Below are 13,608 nucleotides of genomic sequence, written 5' to 3' on the forward strand. Positions count from 1 at the left end.
CTTCTGGCGCATGCTTCGACGGATCAGCGTGCTGGTGGCAGCGTTGGCGCTGCTCACAGCCTGTGGCGGCAAGGATGAGCCGGTCGGCGCGCCGGCACCGAGCGGGGCGGATTCGCCCGTTTCGGCAGTGGCAAAGGACGACAAACTCGCGGCCGAGCTGCCGCCGGAGATCGCCTCGGCAGGCAAGATCCGGATCGGCTCGAACATCCAGAACCCGCCGAACAACTTTTACGCGGCTGACGGCAAGACACCGATCGGCTCGGAGGTCGACCTCGCCAAGGCGATCGGCCGCAAGCTCGGCGTGGAGATGGCCTACGAGGACATGGCGTTCGGTTCGCTGATCACCAGCCTGCAGGCCGGCCGGATCGACCTGACCATGGCCGCGATGAACGACACCAAGGAACGGCAGAAGTCCATCGACTTCGTCGACTACTTCACGTCCGGCATCACGATCATGATCCAAAAGGGCAACCCGGCGGGCATCAAGTCACCGGACGACCTGTGCGGCAAAGCGGTCGCGGTGAACTCCGGCAGCAGCCAGGAGACGTACGCCAAGGAGCGCAGCACCGCCTGCACCCAGCAAGGCAAGGGTGAGATCACGGTCGCGGCGACCGACAGCGACACGCAGAACCAGAACCAGCTGCGCACCGGGCGGGTGCAGGCCATCCTGAACGACCTGCCGACGGCGGTGTACGTCGCGCAGACCGCGGGCGACGGCAAGTACTTCGAGGTGGTCAACCTGCCGCCGATCAACGGCGGGCCGTACGGCATCGGCGTGAACAAGGCGAACCCGAAGCTGGCCAAGGCCGTGCAACTGGCGTTGCAGTCGCTTGTGGACGATGGCACGTACACCAAGATCCTGCAGTCGTGGAACGTCACCCAGGGTGCGATCCAGAAGGTCGCCATCAATGGCGGCCCCTGATCCGAATATGCAGATCGTCCGGCTGACCCACTGGGGACGGTGGGTCGGCGCGGCGGTCATTGTCGGCATTCTCGTCGCGCTTGGCTTCGCGTTCGCCGACGCGCAGATCCTCTGGGAGGACATCCCGGACTTCTTCGCGTTCGAGGTGATGATCGAAGGCTTGTGGCGCACGCTCGGCCTCGCGGTCGCCGCGCAAGCGGGCGCGATCGTCATCGGCGTCGTCATCGCGTTGCTCGGCAGGTCGGCCAACCCGGTCGCTCGCTGGTTCGCGTGGGGCTACATCTGGATCTTCCGTGGTTTGCCGGTCCTGCTGCAGATCCTGATCTGGTACAACCTCGCGCTGGTCTTCCCTGTCATTTCGATTCCGTTCGTCGTCGACGCGCCGACCAATACGGTGATCAACGCGTTCGCAGCCGCGTTGCTTGGCCTGGGGCTCAACGAGAGCGCCTACATGGCCGAGATCATCCGGGCCGGGCTCAACAGTGTGGACCGCGGTCAGATCGAAGCCGCTCAGTCGATCGGGATGACGCCGGGCAAAACGCTGATCCGGGTGACCTTGCCGCAGGCCATGAGGGTGATCATCCCGCCGACTGGCAACGACTTCATCAACATGCTCAAGGGCACGTCCATCGCGTCAGTGATTCCGTACGTCGAGTTGACGAAGGCCGCGAGCAACATCGCGTCGCGCAACCTCGAGTTCATGGAGACGCTGCTGGCGGCCGCGGCCTGGTACATGATCTTGGTCAGTATCGCCAGCGTCGGCCAGTACTACCTGGAGCGCTCGTTCGACGCCGCTGACCGCGCGCATCGGCTGCGCAACAAAGTCGGCCGGTCGCTGAAGTTGGGGAGAGCATGACGGTGTCTTCTTCCGGGCCGTTGGTTCAAGCGGTCGGTGTGGTCAAGAAGTTCGGCGACACCACGGTTCTGCACGAAGTCTCGATGGACGTCCAGTCCGGCCAGGTGGTGTGCCTGCTGGGCCCGTCGGGCGCGGGCAAGAGCACGTTTCTGCGCTGCATCAACCACCTGGAGCCGATCGACGGCGGGCAGATCTGGGTCGACGGTGAGCCGATCGGATATCGGGTACGAAATGGGAAATTGTACGAACTGCGCGAGCGTGAAGTGGCCAAACAGCGCCGCGGCATCGGCATGGTCTTCCAGCGGTTCAACTTGTTCCCGCACCGCACCGCACTGGACAACGTGATCGAAGGCCCGGTGCATGTCAAACGACGCAACAACGCCGAGGCGCGCGAAAAAGCGATGGCGTTGCTTGACCGAGTCGGTCTCGCGGACAAAGCAACTTCGTATCCGGGCCAGCTGTCCGGTGGACAGCAGCAGCGCGTAGCGATCGCCCGGGCGCTGGCGATGGAACCGAAGCTGATGTTGTTCGACGAACCGACATCGGCACTGGATCCGGAGTTGGTCGGGGAGGTACTTGACGTCATGGTCGGGTTGGCCAAGGACGGCATGACGATGATCGTCGTGACGCACGAGATCGGTTTCGCCCGTCAGGTCGCCGACCATGTTGTCTTCATGGTTGATGGCACGGTCATCGAGACCGGCCCGCCGAGCCAGGTACTGGACAACCCAGAACATCAACGGACTCGGCAGTTCCTGGCGAAGGTGCTTTAGGTGATTCCCAACCAGTTCCGCGAGCCAACCGGATATCTGGACTTCGCCCGGTTCGGCCCGCCGTCCAACGCTGTGCTCGCCGAACGCGCGCGCCTCACGGAGTACTCCGCGGTCGCCGGTCCGACGACGGTCGACGACCTGATGCGTCAAGATTTGCGCGCCCGCGCAGCGGTCGCACGTTTGTGCCGCACGGATACCGACCACGTCGTGCTGCTGCCCAACACCAGCACCGGCTTGTTCCAGGCGGCGTTCGGTGTCACCGGCGAGGTCGTGATCTCGGCAGCGGAGTTCCCAGCGAACACTTATCCCTGGTCACGGGCGGCAGGAGTGACACCACGCTGGGTTCGTCATGTGACGGAAATCCCGGAGGCACTAACCAAGGACACCGTCGCGGTATCGCTCAGCGCGGTCGATTTCAGGACCGGTTTTCGCGCGGACATCGCCGCAATGCGCGAAGCCGTCGGTGACCGGTTGCTCGTCATCGACGGTATCCAAGGCTTCGGGGTCGTTGACGAACCATGGGAAGTCGCCGACGTCCTCGTTGTCGGCGGCCAGAAATGGCTGCGCGCTGGATGGTCGACAGGCTTCATGGTGCTGTCCGACCGTGCACTCGAACGGCTCACACCTGCGTTGTCCGGCTGGACGGGCGCGGAAGACCCAGGCCTGTTTGACGAATCCGTCCACGAACCCACGCCGTTCGCGGCCGCGTGGTCGTTGACGAACCTCAGCCCGATCGCGGCAGGAGCACTGAACGTCGCGCTGGAACTGGTGGAGCAGGCGGGTATCAAGCAGATCGAGGCGGAAATATCCGCGAGGATCGAGGAAATCGGCGACGTCATCCAACGCGCGGGCGGCCAGATCGTGTCGTCGTTCGACCCCGCCCGGCGCGCGGGCATTTTGGCGTTCACGATCCCCGGCCGCCCGGCGGAAACCGTCGGTGCGGCATTGAACGCCGAAGGGATCACCGCGACCATCCGCCCCGAACACGTCCGGCTGTCACCGCACGTGTCCACGAGCGCCGACACGATCGACCAACTGTCCATCGCGCTGAAACGCATCCTCCCGACCGGTCGGTTGGCCGGTGAACCGCGGCGTTCTGTCGCGGGCGTTTTGGAGACGTTGATCCCGACCATCAACGGACTCGGCTCCGCGTTGGGACCGGGAACCGAAATCGTGCTGCACGACCTGACCAGATTGCCGAACTCGATCGTCGCGATCGCAGGCGACCTGACTCACCGGTCGGTAGGCGGACCGATGACGGACCTGTTACTCGGGTTGGTGCGCCGCGGAACGACGCAAGACCTGACCAACTACGAAACGCATGCACCCGACGGCCGCCCAATTACGTCATCGACGGTGTTCATTCGCGACCCGGACGGCGTCGCGGTCGGGTGCCTGTGCGTCAACTCGGAGTCCACCTCGGCCACCTCAGCCGCGCAGGACGTCGAGACGTTCCCCGGCGACGTGGACACATTGCAACGCCACCTGGTCGAACGCGCGGTCACGGACGTCGGCGTGCCCGTGTCGCTGATGAAGAAGGCGCACAAGTCGCAGGTCGTCAAAGTGCTCGACGACGCCGGGTTCTTCCTGATCCGCGACGCCGTCGACTATTTGGCCGCTCAACTAGAGGTGACCAGGTACACGATCTACAACTACCTGAACGAAACTAGGGGACCCAGCCCCACTCAACAGTGAACGTCCCCGGCCCGAAACCGAGCACAACGGCGTGCGTCCGGCCGGCGCTGTCGACGACGAGGTCGCGCCGGGTCGCCGCGTCCGGATCATCGGCAGGCGTGCTGACCTGGTGGCAGAACGCGGGCAGATCGGTCGGGTCGAACCGCATCTCGACCACGTAATCGCGAACAGGCAACCGGAACTTGCGGCAGAACGAATCGTCTCCGCGCGCGTACGGCGGCCCGCTCATGGCGACCTCGTACTCCATGATCACCGTCTCACCGCGCGACAGCGGACGGTCGAAAAGCAGCTCGCTGACGATCAACCCAGCCGCCGGATCCTTGGCGACCCGGCCAAGACGGCACGACTGCAGTGGAACGATCCGAGGCAGCGGATTTCCGGGCTTGGCGACGTCGTACACCGAAATCCACCGATCGGCCCCGTCGTGCTCAGCGCGCAAAACTTGACGGACCCGCACGCTGCGCTCGCCACGGTCGCCCGCTATCTCCACGCGATCGTGCTGGCTGATTCGCGTCAGTGACGTATCCGACGCCAGGTCCATCCGCGCGAGTAAAGGCGCGAGTTGCTCACGGTTGTCCCATAAAGCCTCGATCGGGATCGCGGCAGGCGTGCGTTGCGCGCGGCCACGCGGACGCGGCGGCCCGAGCAACGCGGTCAAGGATCCCGATTCGACGCCGAGCACTTCCTCGAGGTGCTTGAGCGCGCTCATCGATTCCGGCCGTTCCGGCCTGCGCCTGCCCGACTGCCAGTAGCTCAGTGCGGTCACGCTGATCGTCAGGCCCCGGGCTCTGAGCCGGTACTGGATCCGGTCGAGACTCAGTCCACTCGCGCGGATCGCCGCACGCAGGGCGATCGGGAATGCGTCACCGGCCAGCGCGTCGACCTCGTCGATCGCGCCAGCGTCCCCAACCGGCCAGCCTCCCATAGTCAGGCTCCCCTGGTCATGAACCGTTACACGACACTACTTCGTGGTAACCGCCTGTGGTACCGACAAGAGTCGGTCTTCTGACCGGCTCGCGGTAGCCGACGGTAAATGCTGTAGCGGCGTTGGCTAGCCTTTTCACCTGGGCCTGACTCGTGGCCCGAGGTTTTCGAGCTGATCGTGAATTGGAGTGCACTACCCGTGATCCGCACCCATGAGGCCGGAACGCTCCGGTCCGAGCACGCCGGGCAGACCGTCACACTCAGCGGCTGGGTGGCCCGCAGGCGCGATCACGGCGGTGTCATCTTCATCGATCTGCGTGATCGTTCCGGCGTCGCCCAGGTCGTGTTCCGCGAAGGCGAGATGGCCGAGCGCGCGCACAAACTGCGCAGCGAGTTCTGCGTGAAGATCGTCGGCGAGGTGTCGGTCAGGCCGCAGGGCAACGAGAACCCGGACATCCCAACCGGGCAGATCGAGGTCCTGGTCACCGAGCTCGACGTGCTCAGCGAAGCCGCGCCGCTGCCGTTCCCGCTCGACGAGCACCTGACCGTCGGCGAGGAGGCCCGCCTCAAGCACCGCTACCTCGACCTGCGCCGCAGCGGCCCCGCGGCCGCGATGCGCCTGCGCAGCGAGGCCAACCGGATCGCCCGTGAGGTGCTGCACGGCGACGGCTTCCTCGAGATCGAGACGCCGACGCTGACCCGCTCGACGCCGGAAGGCGCGCGTGACTTCGTCGTGCCCGCCCGGCTGGCGCCTGGTTCGTGGTACGCCCTGCCGCAGTCGCCGCAGCTGTTCAAGCAGCTGCTGATGGTCGGCGGGATGGAGCGGTACTACCAGATCGCCCGCTGCTACCGCGACGAGGACTTCCGCGCCGATCGACAGCCGGAGTTCACCCAGCTGGACATCGAGATGAGCTTCGTCGACCAGGACGACGTGATCGCGCTGTCCGAGAAGGTCATCTCGGCGCTCTGGCGCCAGCTCGGCGACTACGAGATCACGCTGCCGATCCCGCGGATCAGCTACGCCGAGGCGATGTCGCGCTACGGCTCGGACAAGCCTGACCTGCGCCTTGGCGTCGAGCTCACGGACCTCACCGAATTCTTCAAGGACACGCCGTTCCGGGTGTTCCAGGCGCCGTACGTCGGCGCGGTCGTCATGCCTGGCGGCGCCAGCCAGCCGCGGCGCCAACTGGACGCCTGGCAGGAGTGGGCCAAGACGCGCGGCGCCAAGGGCCTCGGCTACGTACTGGTTGCCGAGGACGGCACCCTGACCGGCCCGGTCGCCAAGAACATCTCCGACGCCGAACGCGAAGGCCTGGCCAAGGCCGTCGGCGCGAACCCTGGCGACTGCATCTTCTTCGGCGCTGGCGACCCGGGCTCCTCGCGTGCGCTGCTTGGCGCCGCGCGGCTGGAGATCGGCAAGAAGTGCGACCTGATCGACGAGTCCGCCTGGTCGTTCGTGTGGGTCGTGGACTTTCCGATGTTCCAGGCTGTCGAGGGTTCGGACGACGTCGCGGTCGGTTCGGGCAAGTGGACCGCGTTGCACCACGCGTTCACCTCGCCGACTCCCGAATGGATCGACCGTTTCGAGGAGGACCCGGGCAACGCCAAGGCGTACGCGTACGACCTGGTGTGCAACGGCAACGAGCTCGGCGGTGGATCGATTCGTATCCACAACCGCGAAGTGCAGCAGCGCGCGTTCAACGTGATGGGCATCGGCCCGGAGGAAGCGCAGGAGAAGTTCGGCTTCCTGCTGGACGCGTTCTCCTACGGCCCGCCGCCGCACGGCGGTGTCGCGTTCGGCTGGGACCGGATCTGCATGTTGCTGTCCGGTTCGGACTCGATCCGTGACGTCATCGCGTTCCCGAAGTCCGGCGGCGGCTACGACCCGCTGACCGGTGCACCCGCGCCGATCACCGCGGAGCAGCGCAAGGAAGCGGGCGTCGACTTCAAGCCAAAGCCGCAGCCCCAGAGCTGATCGGACAGGGCGAACGCGGCGGGTGGACCGGACTCCGATCCGCCCGCCGCGCTGGCGTTTGCGGCGTTCGTGACGAGTTGAACGCCAATTTCGTATCTGATGTGGGCGTGCTCTGCGCACTCGTGGCATTGTTGGTACGAGCGGCGGTCGCCGCGACGCTGGGGGAGTGGCGACGACGGTGTCTTCACCCGGCCAACTGGTGGACAAGTCGGTCGGCATCGCACTCGTTCGTTGTCCATTGGGTGAGATCGTGACCTGTTAAGGCTGCGCGTGCGTCTCTATCGTTGATTGTGACTACTGTCGGGGCCGCGATGACGCGGGAGTAGGGTCAGAGGAGATGAGTGTGGACATCGCCGCCGACCCGCCCGATCTCGACCAGCCGCCGAACCCGGCCATCACCGAGGCGGTGAGCGCCGCGGAAGCTGTGCTCAGACGCCGATACGGGGCCAAGATCCAGCTCGCCGAGCCGGAAGACCTCGGCGGCAGCAAACTGTCGACCGTTGTCCGGGTGCGTGTCGCCGCCACCCCGTTCTCGCTGCCACGCACGCTCGTGGTCAAGCGCTACAGCCCGCCGATGCCCTCCGAGGCATTCGTCCGCGAAGCCGTGAGCTACCAATTGTTCACCGCGCTGACGGCCGAAGAGCGGATGTGCCCGGAGTTGTATGCACACGACGGCGCAGCCGGTGTGATCGTTATAGAAGACCTTGGCCGTGCTCCGACGCTCGCCGACAAGCTGCTCGGCGACGACGCGCGCGCCGCCGAACGCGCTTTGCTGTCGTGGGCGCGGTCGTTGGGCAGGCTGCACGCTACGACCGCAGGCCGAGAGGCAGATTTTGACGCGCTGATGCGCCGATTGTCGTCGGCGAAGGTGAAGGGCGATCCCTTGGCGGTCAACGGGCCCGCCGCCATCGAGCGTCTGCCGCAACTGCTCGATGACGTCCTAGGCGTGCACACCCCGGCGCACGTGTTCGAGCGTGCCGAGCGGACTCGCTGGTTGCTGGCGACCAGCAGGCACCGCGGTTTCAGCCCGTCGGACCTGTGCCCGGACAACAACCTGATCACCAGCCGTGGTGTCCGTTTCCTGGACTTCGAAGGCGGCTGCGTCCGCAACATCATGCTCGACGCGGCCTACCTGCGGGTGCCGTTCCCGTCGTGCTGGTGCGCGTTCGCGTTGCCCGCGGGCATGACCGACGCGATGTTCGCGGCTTGGCGCGCCGAAGTGCGCGTGATGTGGCCGGACTTGGCCGACGACTCGGTCGTTCTGCCGCGCATGCTCGACGCGCAGCTGTTCTGGGTCTGGGCGTCCACTTTCTGGTTCCTGCCACGGCCTGGCGAGCAGGACGGGCCGATCGACAGCCACCTGCCGTCTCCCAGGCGAACCGTCTCAATCGCGGCGCGTTGGCAGCATTTGCGTGACGAGGCCGCGCGAGCGGGCGCGGACAACATCGTCGAGCACGCCAAGGCCGTGGTCGACGCGCTGACGAAGAAGTTCGGCCCCGATCTCAAGCTGCCGATGTACCCGGCGTTCCGATAGTTCAAAAAGGCGTCTTCGGACGGTTAACCCGACGTCACCGGTGGTGAGCGAACGCCAGAGATCGTTGTGCCGTGACCGTGCTGGAGTATGCGCCCCAGGGGCTGCGTCAGATACGTAGTCTCGTCATATTGGGGGATTCGACTGCGGTGGGGCTGGGCGATCCGTTGCCCGGCGGCGGGTGGCGTGGCGTCGGCCCGTTGCTCGCCGACGCGCTGAGCGGCACCGAACAGGTGCGGTTCGCCAATGTGTCGTTCACCGGTGCCCGGATGGGCTGCGTGCGCACGATCCAGCTGCCGCAGGCACTGGCGATGGCGCCGGAAGTTGCCGTGATCATCGTCGGGATGAACGACACGCTGCGCTCGGATTTCGACTCGGAACGCATCCGAGCCGACCTCGAGCACGTTGTGACGTCTCTGAAAGCGGCGGGAACGGTTGTCCTGACCGTCCGTTTCCACGACCACGCCAAGGTTTTCCGGCTCCCCGGGCCGTTGCGGCGTGCGCTGCGCAGCCGGATAACCGAGCTGAATTCGGTGATCGACTCGGTGTCGGCGAAGTACGACACCGGCTGCCTCGACCTCGATTTGCTGCCCGGGGCGTACGAGATGAGTGCGTGGAGCGTCGACCGGTTGCATCCGTCCGAATTGGGCCACCGGCTGCTCGCGCAAGGATTCGCCGCGCTGCTTGCCGAGCGTGACTGTGCGATACCCAACCCGGTGAGTTTGACGTGTTCCGGTGGACGCCAGATCGGCACCGCGGGGCACGTCCTGTGGCTGATCGTGAAGGGCATTCCGTGGCTGTGGCGGCGTGGCCGCGACCTCGTGCCGTACGCGGTGTCGATCATGGTGAAAGGTTTTGTCGGACCCCCTCGCTAACGTGCGGAGTATGAGCTTCACCGAGCGCTACTCCCGGCCGTTGCCCGCCACCCTGGTCGACGGCTGGACCATAAAGCCCTACCAGGTGGCGATCCGCCAAGAGCCGATCGCCACCTCGACCACCGCGGCCGCGGACGAATTCCTGCGGAAGCTGCTGCCCGATTCGTTGACGCATCCGTCGCTCGTCCACGAGCAGGCCAGCTCGCCGAAATACGCGTTCGCCGTGCTCCACCAGGGCGCGGACGCGTTATGGCTGAACCTCTATGTCTGGGTCTACCAGGCGATCCTGCACGTCCGGGCGGCCTCGTCGACTCTGGACACGGTCGAATTCAGCGAGCTGACCGAACCGCTGATCGGGTGTGTCTGGGAGTTGCCCGCGCTGGTCCACGAACGCTCGGCGTGGGTCAGGCACGTGATGACGCCCGACAGCCCGGATCTGGACGCCTACCTGGCGGATGTCTTACCCGCGGGACCAGTGGGCGGGCCTTGATTAGGTAGCGTGTTTGCCGTGGATGAGGGCCTGTTCGACATGTCGGAGCCGACCAACCCGCAACCCCATCCGGGGTCTGCGGCGAATGTGGCCGCCAAAGCTCCGCTGGCAGTGCGGATGCGGCCGCGATCGCTCGACGAAGTCGTCGGTCAAGATCACCTGCTTGGCGCCGGATCACCGCTTCGGCGGTTGGTCGAAGGCGCGGCTCCGGCTTCCGTGCTGCTGTACGGACCGCCGGGAACGGGTAAGACAACGCTCGCGACGCTGGTTTCGCAGTCGATCGGCCGCCGGTTCGTCGCGTTGTCGGCGCTGACGGCTGGCGTCAAAGAAGTACGTGCGGTCATCGACGAAGCCAAGCGTCGGTTGACGCGGTCTGGCGAGTCGACCGTGTTGTTCATCGATGAGGTGCACCGGTTCTCGCGTACCCAACAGGACGCTTTGCTGGGCGCGGTCGAGGACCGAATCGTCCTACTGGTCGCGGCGACGACGGAGAATCCGTTCTTCTCGATCGTGTCGCCGTTGTTGTCGCGGTCTCTGGTGCTGCAACTGCATCCGCTGACCGACGAAGACGTTCGCGTCCTGATCCGCCGGACGGTCGCCGACCCGCGCGGCTTGAACGGCCAACTTGGCCTGGCCAAGGACGCCGAGGATCACCTGGTGCGGCTCGCGGGCGGGGACGCCCGGCGGGCATTGACGGCATTGGAGGCGGCCGCGGACTCTGCCGCCGCGACCGGACTTGCCGAGATCGACCTCGCGACCGTCGAGGCCACGGTCGACAAGGCCGCCGTCCGATATGACCGGCAGGGCGACCAGCACTACGACGTCACCAGCGCGTTCATCAAGTCGATCCGTGGCTCCGATGTCGACGCCGCCCTGCACTATTTGGCGCGGATGATCGAAGCAGGGGAGGACCCGCGGTTCATCGCGCGCCGGTTGGTCGTGCACGCCAGCGAGGACATCGGTATGGCTGACCCGACCGCTTTGCAGGTCTGCGTCGCCGCCCACCAGGCCGTGCAGTTCATTGGCATGCCGGAGGGGCGTCTGGCGCTTGCCCAGGCGACCATTCACCTCGCCACGGCGCCGAAATCCAATGCGGTGATCATGGCGGTCGACTCCGCTTTGGCGGACGTCCGCGCGGGTGGCGCCGGAACAGTGCCACCTCACCTGCGCGACGGTCACTACGCTGGCGCGGCGCGGCTCGGCAACGCGCAGGGATACCGGTATCCGCACAACGTTCCGGAGGGTGTTCTAGCGCAGCAGTATCCGCCGGACGACCTGGTCGGGCGCGACTACTACGAGCCGACGACCCGAGGCGCCGAACGTGCGCTGGCCGATCGGGTTCCCAAGCTCCGTAAGGCGATCCGCGGCGAATGACGGTCGAACTGACGCCGGTCGCTGAGCCGGACAAACCAGTGTTGGCGAACCTCGTACAGCTGTACCTGTACGACTTCTCCGAGATTCGGGACGACCTGAAACTCAGTCCGCACGGCACCTTCATCTACCGGTACTTGGACACGTACTTCACTGAGCCGGACCGTGAGGCCTACTTCATCATGGCGGACGCCGAACTCGCCGGTTTCGCTATGGTGCGCAGCGACGTTGACGACGACGGATCGTGGAACGTGGCGGAGTTCTTCGTCGCACGCCAGTATCGGCGCCGAGGGGTGGCAACCGAGGCAGCCAGGTCGCTTTTCGCGCTGCATCCGGGCGAATGGACGCTGACGTTCGACCACGCGAACAAGCCCGCCGTCGTCTTCTGGCGGTCCGTCGCGACCGAGCCGTATATCGAGATCGGCTTGCCGGACGACCGCACTCGCCTGCGATTCCTGGTGGAGTAAAGAAGTCTTCGGAATCCCTTGACCGCCACCATCCATAGTGGACAGCTGGTGTTCATGTCGGTGTGGCCGCGCTGGAATGTCACCGGATGAGCATGTCGGCATGGAAATTCCTCGCGTTGGCGTTCCCGGTCACCTTGCTGACCGCCTGTCCATGGCCGAGCAGCACGAGTACCTCAACCGTAGGTCGTTACTCGGTCGCGGCGCTGCGGTCGCGGCGCTGACGGTCGCCGGACCGACCTTTTTGCCCGGTCTGGCGTACGCGTCCGGCGACCGCGTCACGCCGACCGGCAAACACATCGCGTTCGGGCGCAACCCGCGGACCCAAATGCGAATCGGCTGGCAGGTTCCCGCGCTGGTTCGCAAACCGTTCGTGCGAATCGGATACGATCCGCACGACCTCGGCCACCGTGAACCGGCCGAGATCCGCGCCCTGCACTCCGAGGTCAAGGGCGTGATCGCGCCCCAGGACCAGTACTACCTGCACGCCGAAGTCGGAAACCTGCGGCCGGGCACCAAGTACTACTACGCCGTCGGTCACGAGGATTTCGACCCGAAGCACGCCGACGCCTCGTTCACCACCGCGCCGCACCGCGGTTTGCCGCCGCACAAATTCACCTTCACCGCATTCGGCGACCAAGGCGTCACCACGGCGGCGTTGGCCAACGACGGCGCCGTCGCGCGACAGAATCCGGCGTTTCACTTGCTGGCTGGCGACATCGCATACGCGGACCCCAACGGCAACGGATTGCCGATCGGCAGCACACCGGACGCCGGCCATGACACCTTCAACCCGAAGGTCTGGAACGCGTATTTCGGCCAGATCGAGCCGGTGGCCGCAAATGTGCCGTGGATGGTCACCACCGGAAACCACGACATGGAGGCGCTGTACCCGCACAACGGCTACGGCGGCCAAACCGCCCGCTGGGACTTCCCGGGTTCCGGCCCGCGGTCGTGCCCGGGCGCGTACTCGTTCATTTACGGCAACGTCGGCGTCATCTCACTGGACGCCAACGACGTGTCCTATGAGATCCCGGCGAACTACGGCTTCACCGGCGGCGAGCAGACCCGCTGGCTCAAGCAGCGCCTGGCGTTCCTTCGCGCGCAACCGGACGTCGACTTCATCGTCGTGTTCTTCCACCACTGCGCCTACTCGACAACCAACAGCCACGCGTCCGACGGCGGCGTCCGCGACTTCTGGGTGCCCTTGTTCGACCGCTACAAGGTCGACCTCGTGGTCAACGGCCACAACCACGTCTACGAACGCAGCGACGCCCTCCGCGCCGGTCGCGTCACGAAACAGGTTCCTATAGGAAGTACGATCCGCCCCGAAACCGACGGCACCGTTTACGCGACGTGCGGCGGTGGCGGCAAGAGCCTCTACGACTTCCCGGCGCCCGACACGTACGCCGGTCACGAGTCGCCGCACACGGACGTACCGTCGTACCACTGGGCGCCCGGCAAAGCGAAGGTCACTGAACTCGTCCAATGGTCGCGAGTCCGGTTCACCGGTTACGCATTCCTCGCCATCGACTCCGAACCGGCGTTCCCCGGTCGCAAAACGCGCCTCACCGTTCGAGTGCTCACCGCGACCGGCGCCGAAGTCGACCGGTTCGCTCTCGAACGCACCGCCGGACTGCATTTCGGCGCCCTCACACTCGGCGCCGACGTCGGTGACGCGTGACCAAAATGCGACTCCGCGCCAAATGACGTCCGAAGCCTCCCGGTCGGC

12 protein-coding genes are annotated in these 13,608 nt (G+C 65.8%); 11 read left to right on the forward strand and 1 reads right to left on the reverse strand.

The annotated features are described in order from the left end of the window. Positions 1-10 precede the first annotated feature (10 nt). The 4 genes from LWC34_RS48220 to LWC34_RS48235 are packed head-to-tail and all read left to right on the forward strand — an operon-like array spanning position 11 to position 4,246. Positions 11-922, forward strand: a complete 912-nt coding sequence (locus LWC34_RS48220) for an ABC transporter substrate-binding protein (protein ID WP_233732506.1) — start codon at positions 11-13, stop codon at positions 920-922. After that, the gene (locus LWC34_RS48225; protein WP_233732507.1) at positions 909-1,778 is read left to right on the forward strand and encodes an amino acid ABC transporter permease; all 870 of its coding nucleotides are present in this window, start codon (positions 909-911) and stop codon (positions 1,776-1,778) included. The genes LWC34_RS48220 and LWC34_RS48225 overlap by 14 nt, the downstream gene beginning before the upstream one ends. Next, positions 1,775-2,551: an amino acid ABC transporter ATP-binding protein gene (locus LWC34_RS48230; RefSeq protein WP_233732515.1), complete on the forward strand. Its 777-nt coding sequence runs from the start codon at positions 1,775-1,777 to the stop codon at positions 2,549-2,551. Before LWC34_RS48225 ends, LWC34_RS48230 begins: the two co-directional genes overlap by 4 nt. Continuing rightward, positions 2,552-4,246, forward strand: a complete 1,695-nt coding sequence (locus tag LWC34_RS48235) for an aminotransferase class V-fold PLP-dependent enzyme (RefSeq protein ID WP_233732516.1) — start codon at positions 2,552-2,554, stop codon at positions 4,244-4,246. On the opposite strand, the gene LWC34_RS48240 is transcribed toward LWC34_RS48235, so the two are convergent. Beyond that, entirely contained in the window at positions 4,218-5,171 is a 954-nt protein-coding gene (locus tag LWC34_RS48240; RefSeq protein ID WP_233732518.1) for a helix-turn-helix domain-containing protein, read from the reverse strand. The two genes, LWC34_RS48235 and LWC34_RS48240, sit on opposite strands and share 29 nt — an antisense overlap. Positions 5,172-5,369: 198 nt before the next feature. Here LWC34_RS48240 and aspS point away from each other — a divergent pair, with 198 nt between their 5' ends. The 7 genes from aspS to LWC34_RS48275 all read left to right on the forward strand — a co-directional run bounded on the left by aspS (position 5,370) and on the right by LWC34_RS48275 (position 13,560). Continuing rightward, complete coding sequence (gene aspS / locus LWC34_RS48245) at positions 5,370-7,145, forward strand: aspartate--tRNA ligase (protein ID WP_233732527.1); 1,776 nt, start codon at positions 5,370-5,372, stop codon at positions 7,143-7,145. 337 nt (positions 7,146-7,482) lie between these two features. After that, positions 7,483-8,679 (forward strand): aminoglycoside phosphotransferase family protein, encoded by a 1,197-nt coding sequence (locus LWC34_RS48250; RefSeq protein WP_233732530.1) that lies wholly within the window; start codon positions 7,483-7,485, stop codon positions 8,677-8,679. 71 nt (positions 8,680-8,750) lie between these two features. After that, entirely contained in the window at positions 8,751-9,551 is an 801-nt protein-coding gene (locus LWC34_RS48255) for an SGNH/GDSL hydrolase family protein (RefSeq protein ID WP_233732533.1), read from the forward strand. A 10-nt stretch (positions 9,552-9,561) separates the two neighbouring features. Then, positions 9,562-10,041, forward strand: coding sequence for a hypothetical protein (locus LWC34_RS48260; protein WP_233732536.1), 480 nt, complete (start codon positions 9,562-9,564; stop codon positions 10,039-10,041). A 39-nt stretch (positions 10,042-10,080) separates the two neighbouring features. Then, positions 10,081-11,415 (forward strand): replication-associated recombination protein A, encoded by a 1,335-nt coding sequence (locus LWC34_RS48265; RefSeq protein WP_233734115.1) that lies wholly within the window; start codon positions 10,081-10,083, stop codon positions 11,413-11,415. Continuing rightward, positions 11,412-11,879 (forward strand): GNAT family N-acetyltransferase, encoded by a 468-nt coding sequence (locus LWC34_RS48270; protein ID WP_233732539.1) that lies wholly within the window; start codon positions 11,412-11,414, stop codon positions 11,877-11,879. Before LWC34_RS48265 ends, LWC34_RS48270 begins: the two co-directional genes overlap by 4 nt. Before the next feature lie 100 nt (positions 11,880-11,979). Beyond that, the gene (locus tag LWC34_RS48275) at positions 11,980-13,560 is read left to right on the forward strand and encodes a purple acid phosphatase family protein (protein ID WP_233732549.1); all 1,581 of its coding nucleotides are present in this window, start codon (positions 11,980-11,982) and stop codon (positions 13,558-13,560) included. Positions 13,561-13,608: the final 48 nt, after the last annotated feature.

It is taken from the genome of Kibdelosporangium philippinense (genome assembly GCF_021390435.2).
In the GTDB taxonomy this organism is placed as follows: Bacteria; Actinomycetota; Actinomycetes; order Mycobacteriales; family Pseudonocardiaceae; genus Kibdelosporangium; species Kibdelosporangium philippinense.

Excerpts from the sequence above, each read along its gene's own strand:
- LWC34_RS48225 (WP_233732507.1), top strand. The coding sequence starts at position 909 with ATGGCGGCCCCTGATCCGAATATGCAGATCGTCCGGCTGACCCACTGG.
- LWC34_RS48265 (WP_233734115.1), top strand. The coding sequence starts at position 10,081 with ATGTCGGAGCCGACCAACCCGCAACCCCATCCGGGGTCTGCGGCGAAT.
- LWC34_RS48220 (WP_233732506.1), top strand. The coding sequence starts at position 11 with ATGCTTCGACGGATCAGCGTGCTGGTGGCAGCGTTGGCGCTGCTCACA.
- LWC34_RS48270 (WP_233732539.1), top strand. The coding sequence starts at position 11,412 with ATGACGGTCGAACTGACGCCGGTCGCTGAGCCGGACAAACCAGTGTTG.
- LWC34_RS48260 (WP_233732536.1), top strand. The coding sequence starts at position 9,562 with ATGAGCTTCACCGAGCGCTACTCCCGGCCGTTGCCCGCCACCCTGGTC.
- LWC34_RS48230 (WP_233732515.1), top strand. The coding sequence starts at position 1,775 with ATGACGGTGTCTTCTTCCGGGCCGTTGGTTCAAGCGGTCGGTGTGGTC.
- LWC34_RS48275 (WP_233732549.1), top strand. The coding sequence starts at position 11,980 with ATGGAAATTCCTCGCGTTGGCGTTCCCGGTCACCTTGCTGACCGCCTG.
- LWC34_RS48240 (WP_233732518.1), bottom strand. The coding sequence starts at position 5,171 with ATGGGAGGCTGGCCGGTTGGGGACGCTGGCGCGATCGACGAGGTCGAC.
- LWC34_RS48250 (WP_233732530.1), top strand. The coding sequence starts at position 7,483 with ATGAGTGTGGACATCGCCGCCGACCCGCCCGATCTCGACCAGCCGCCG.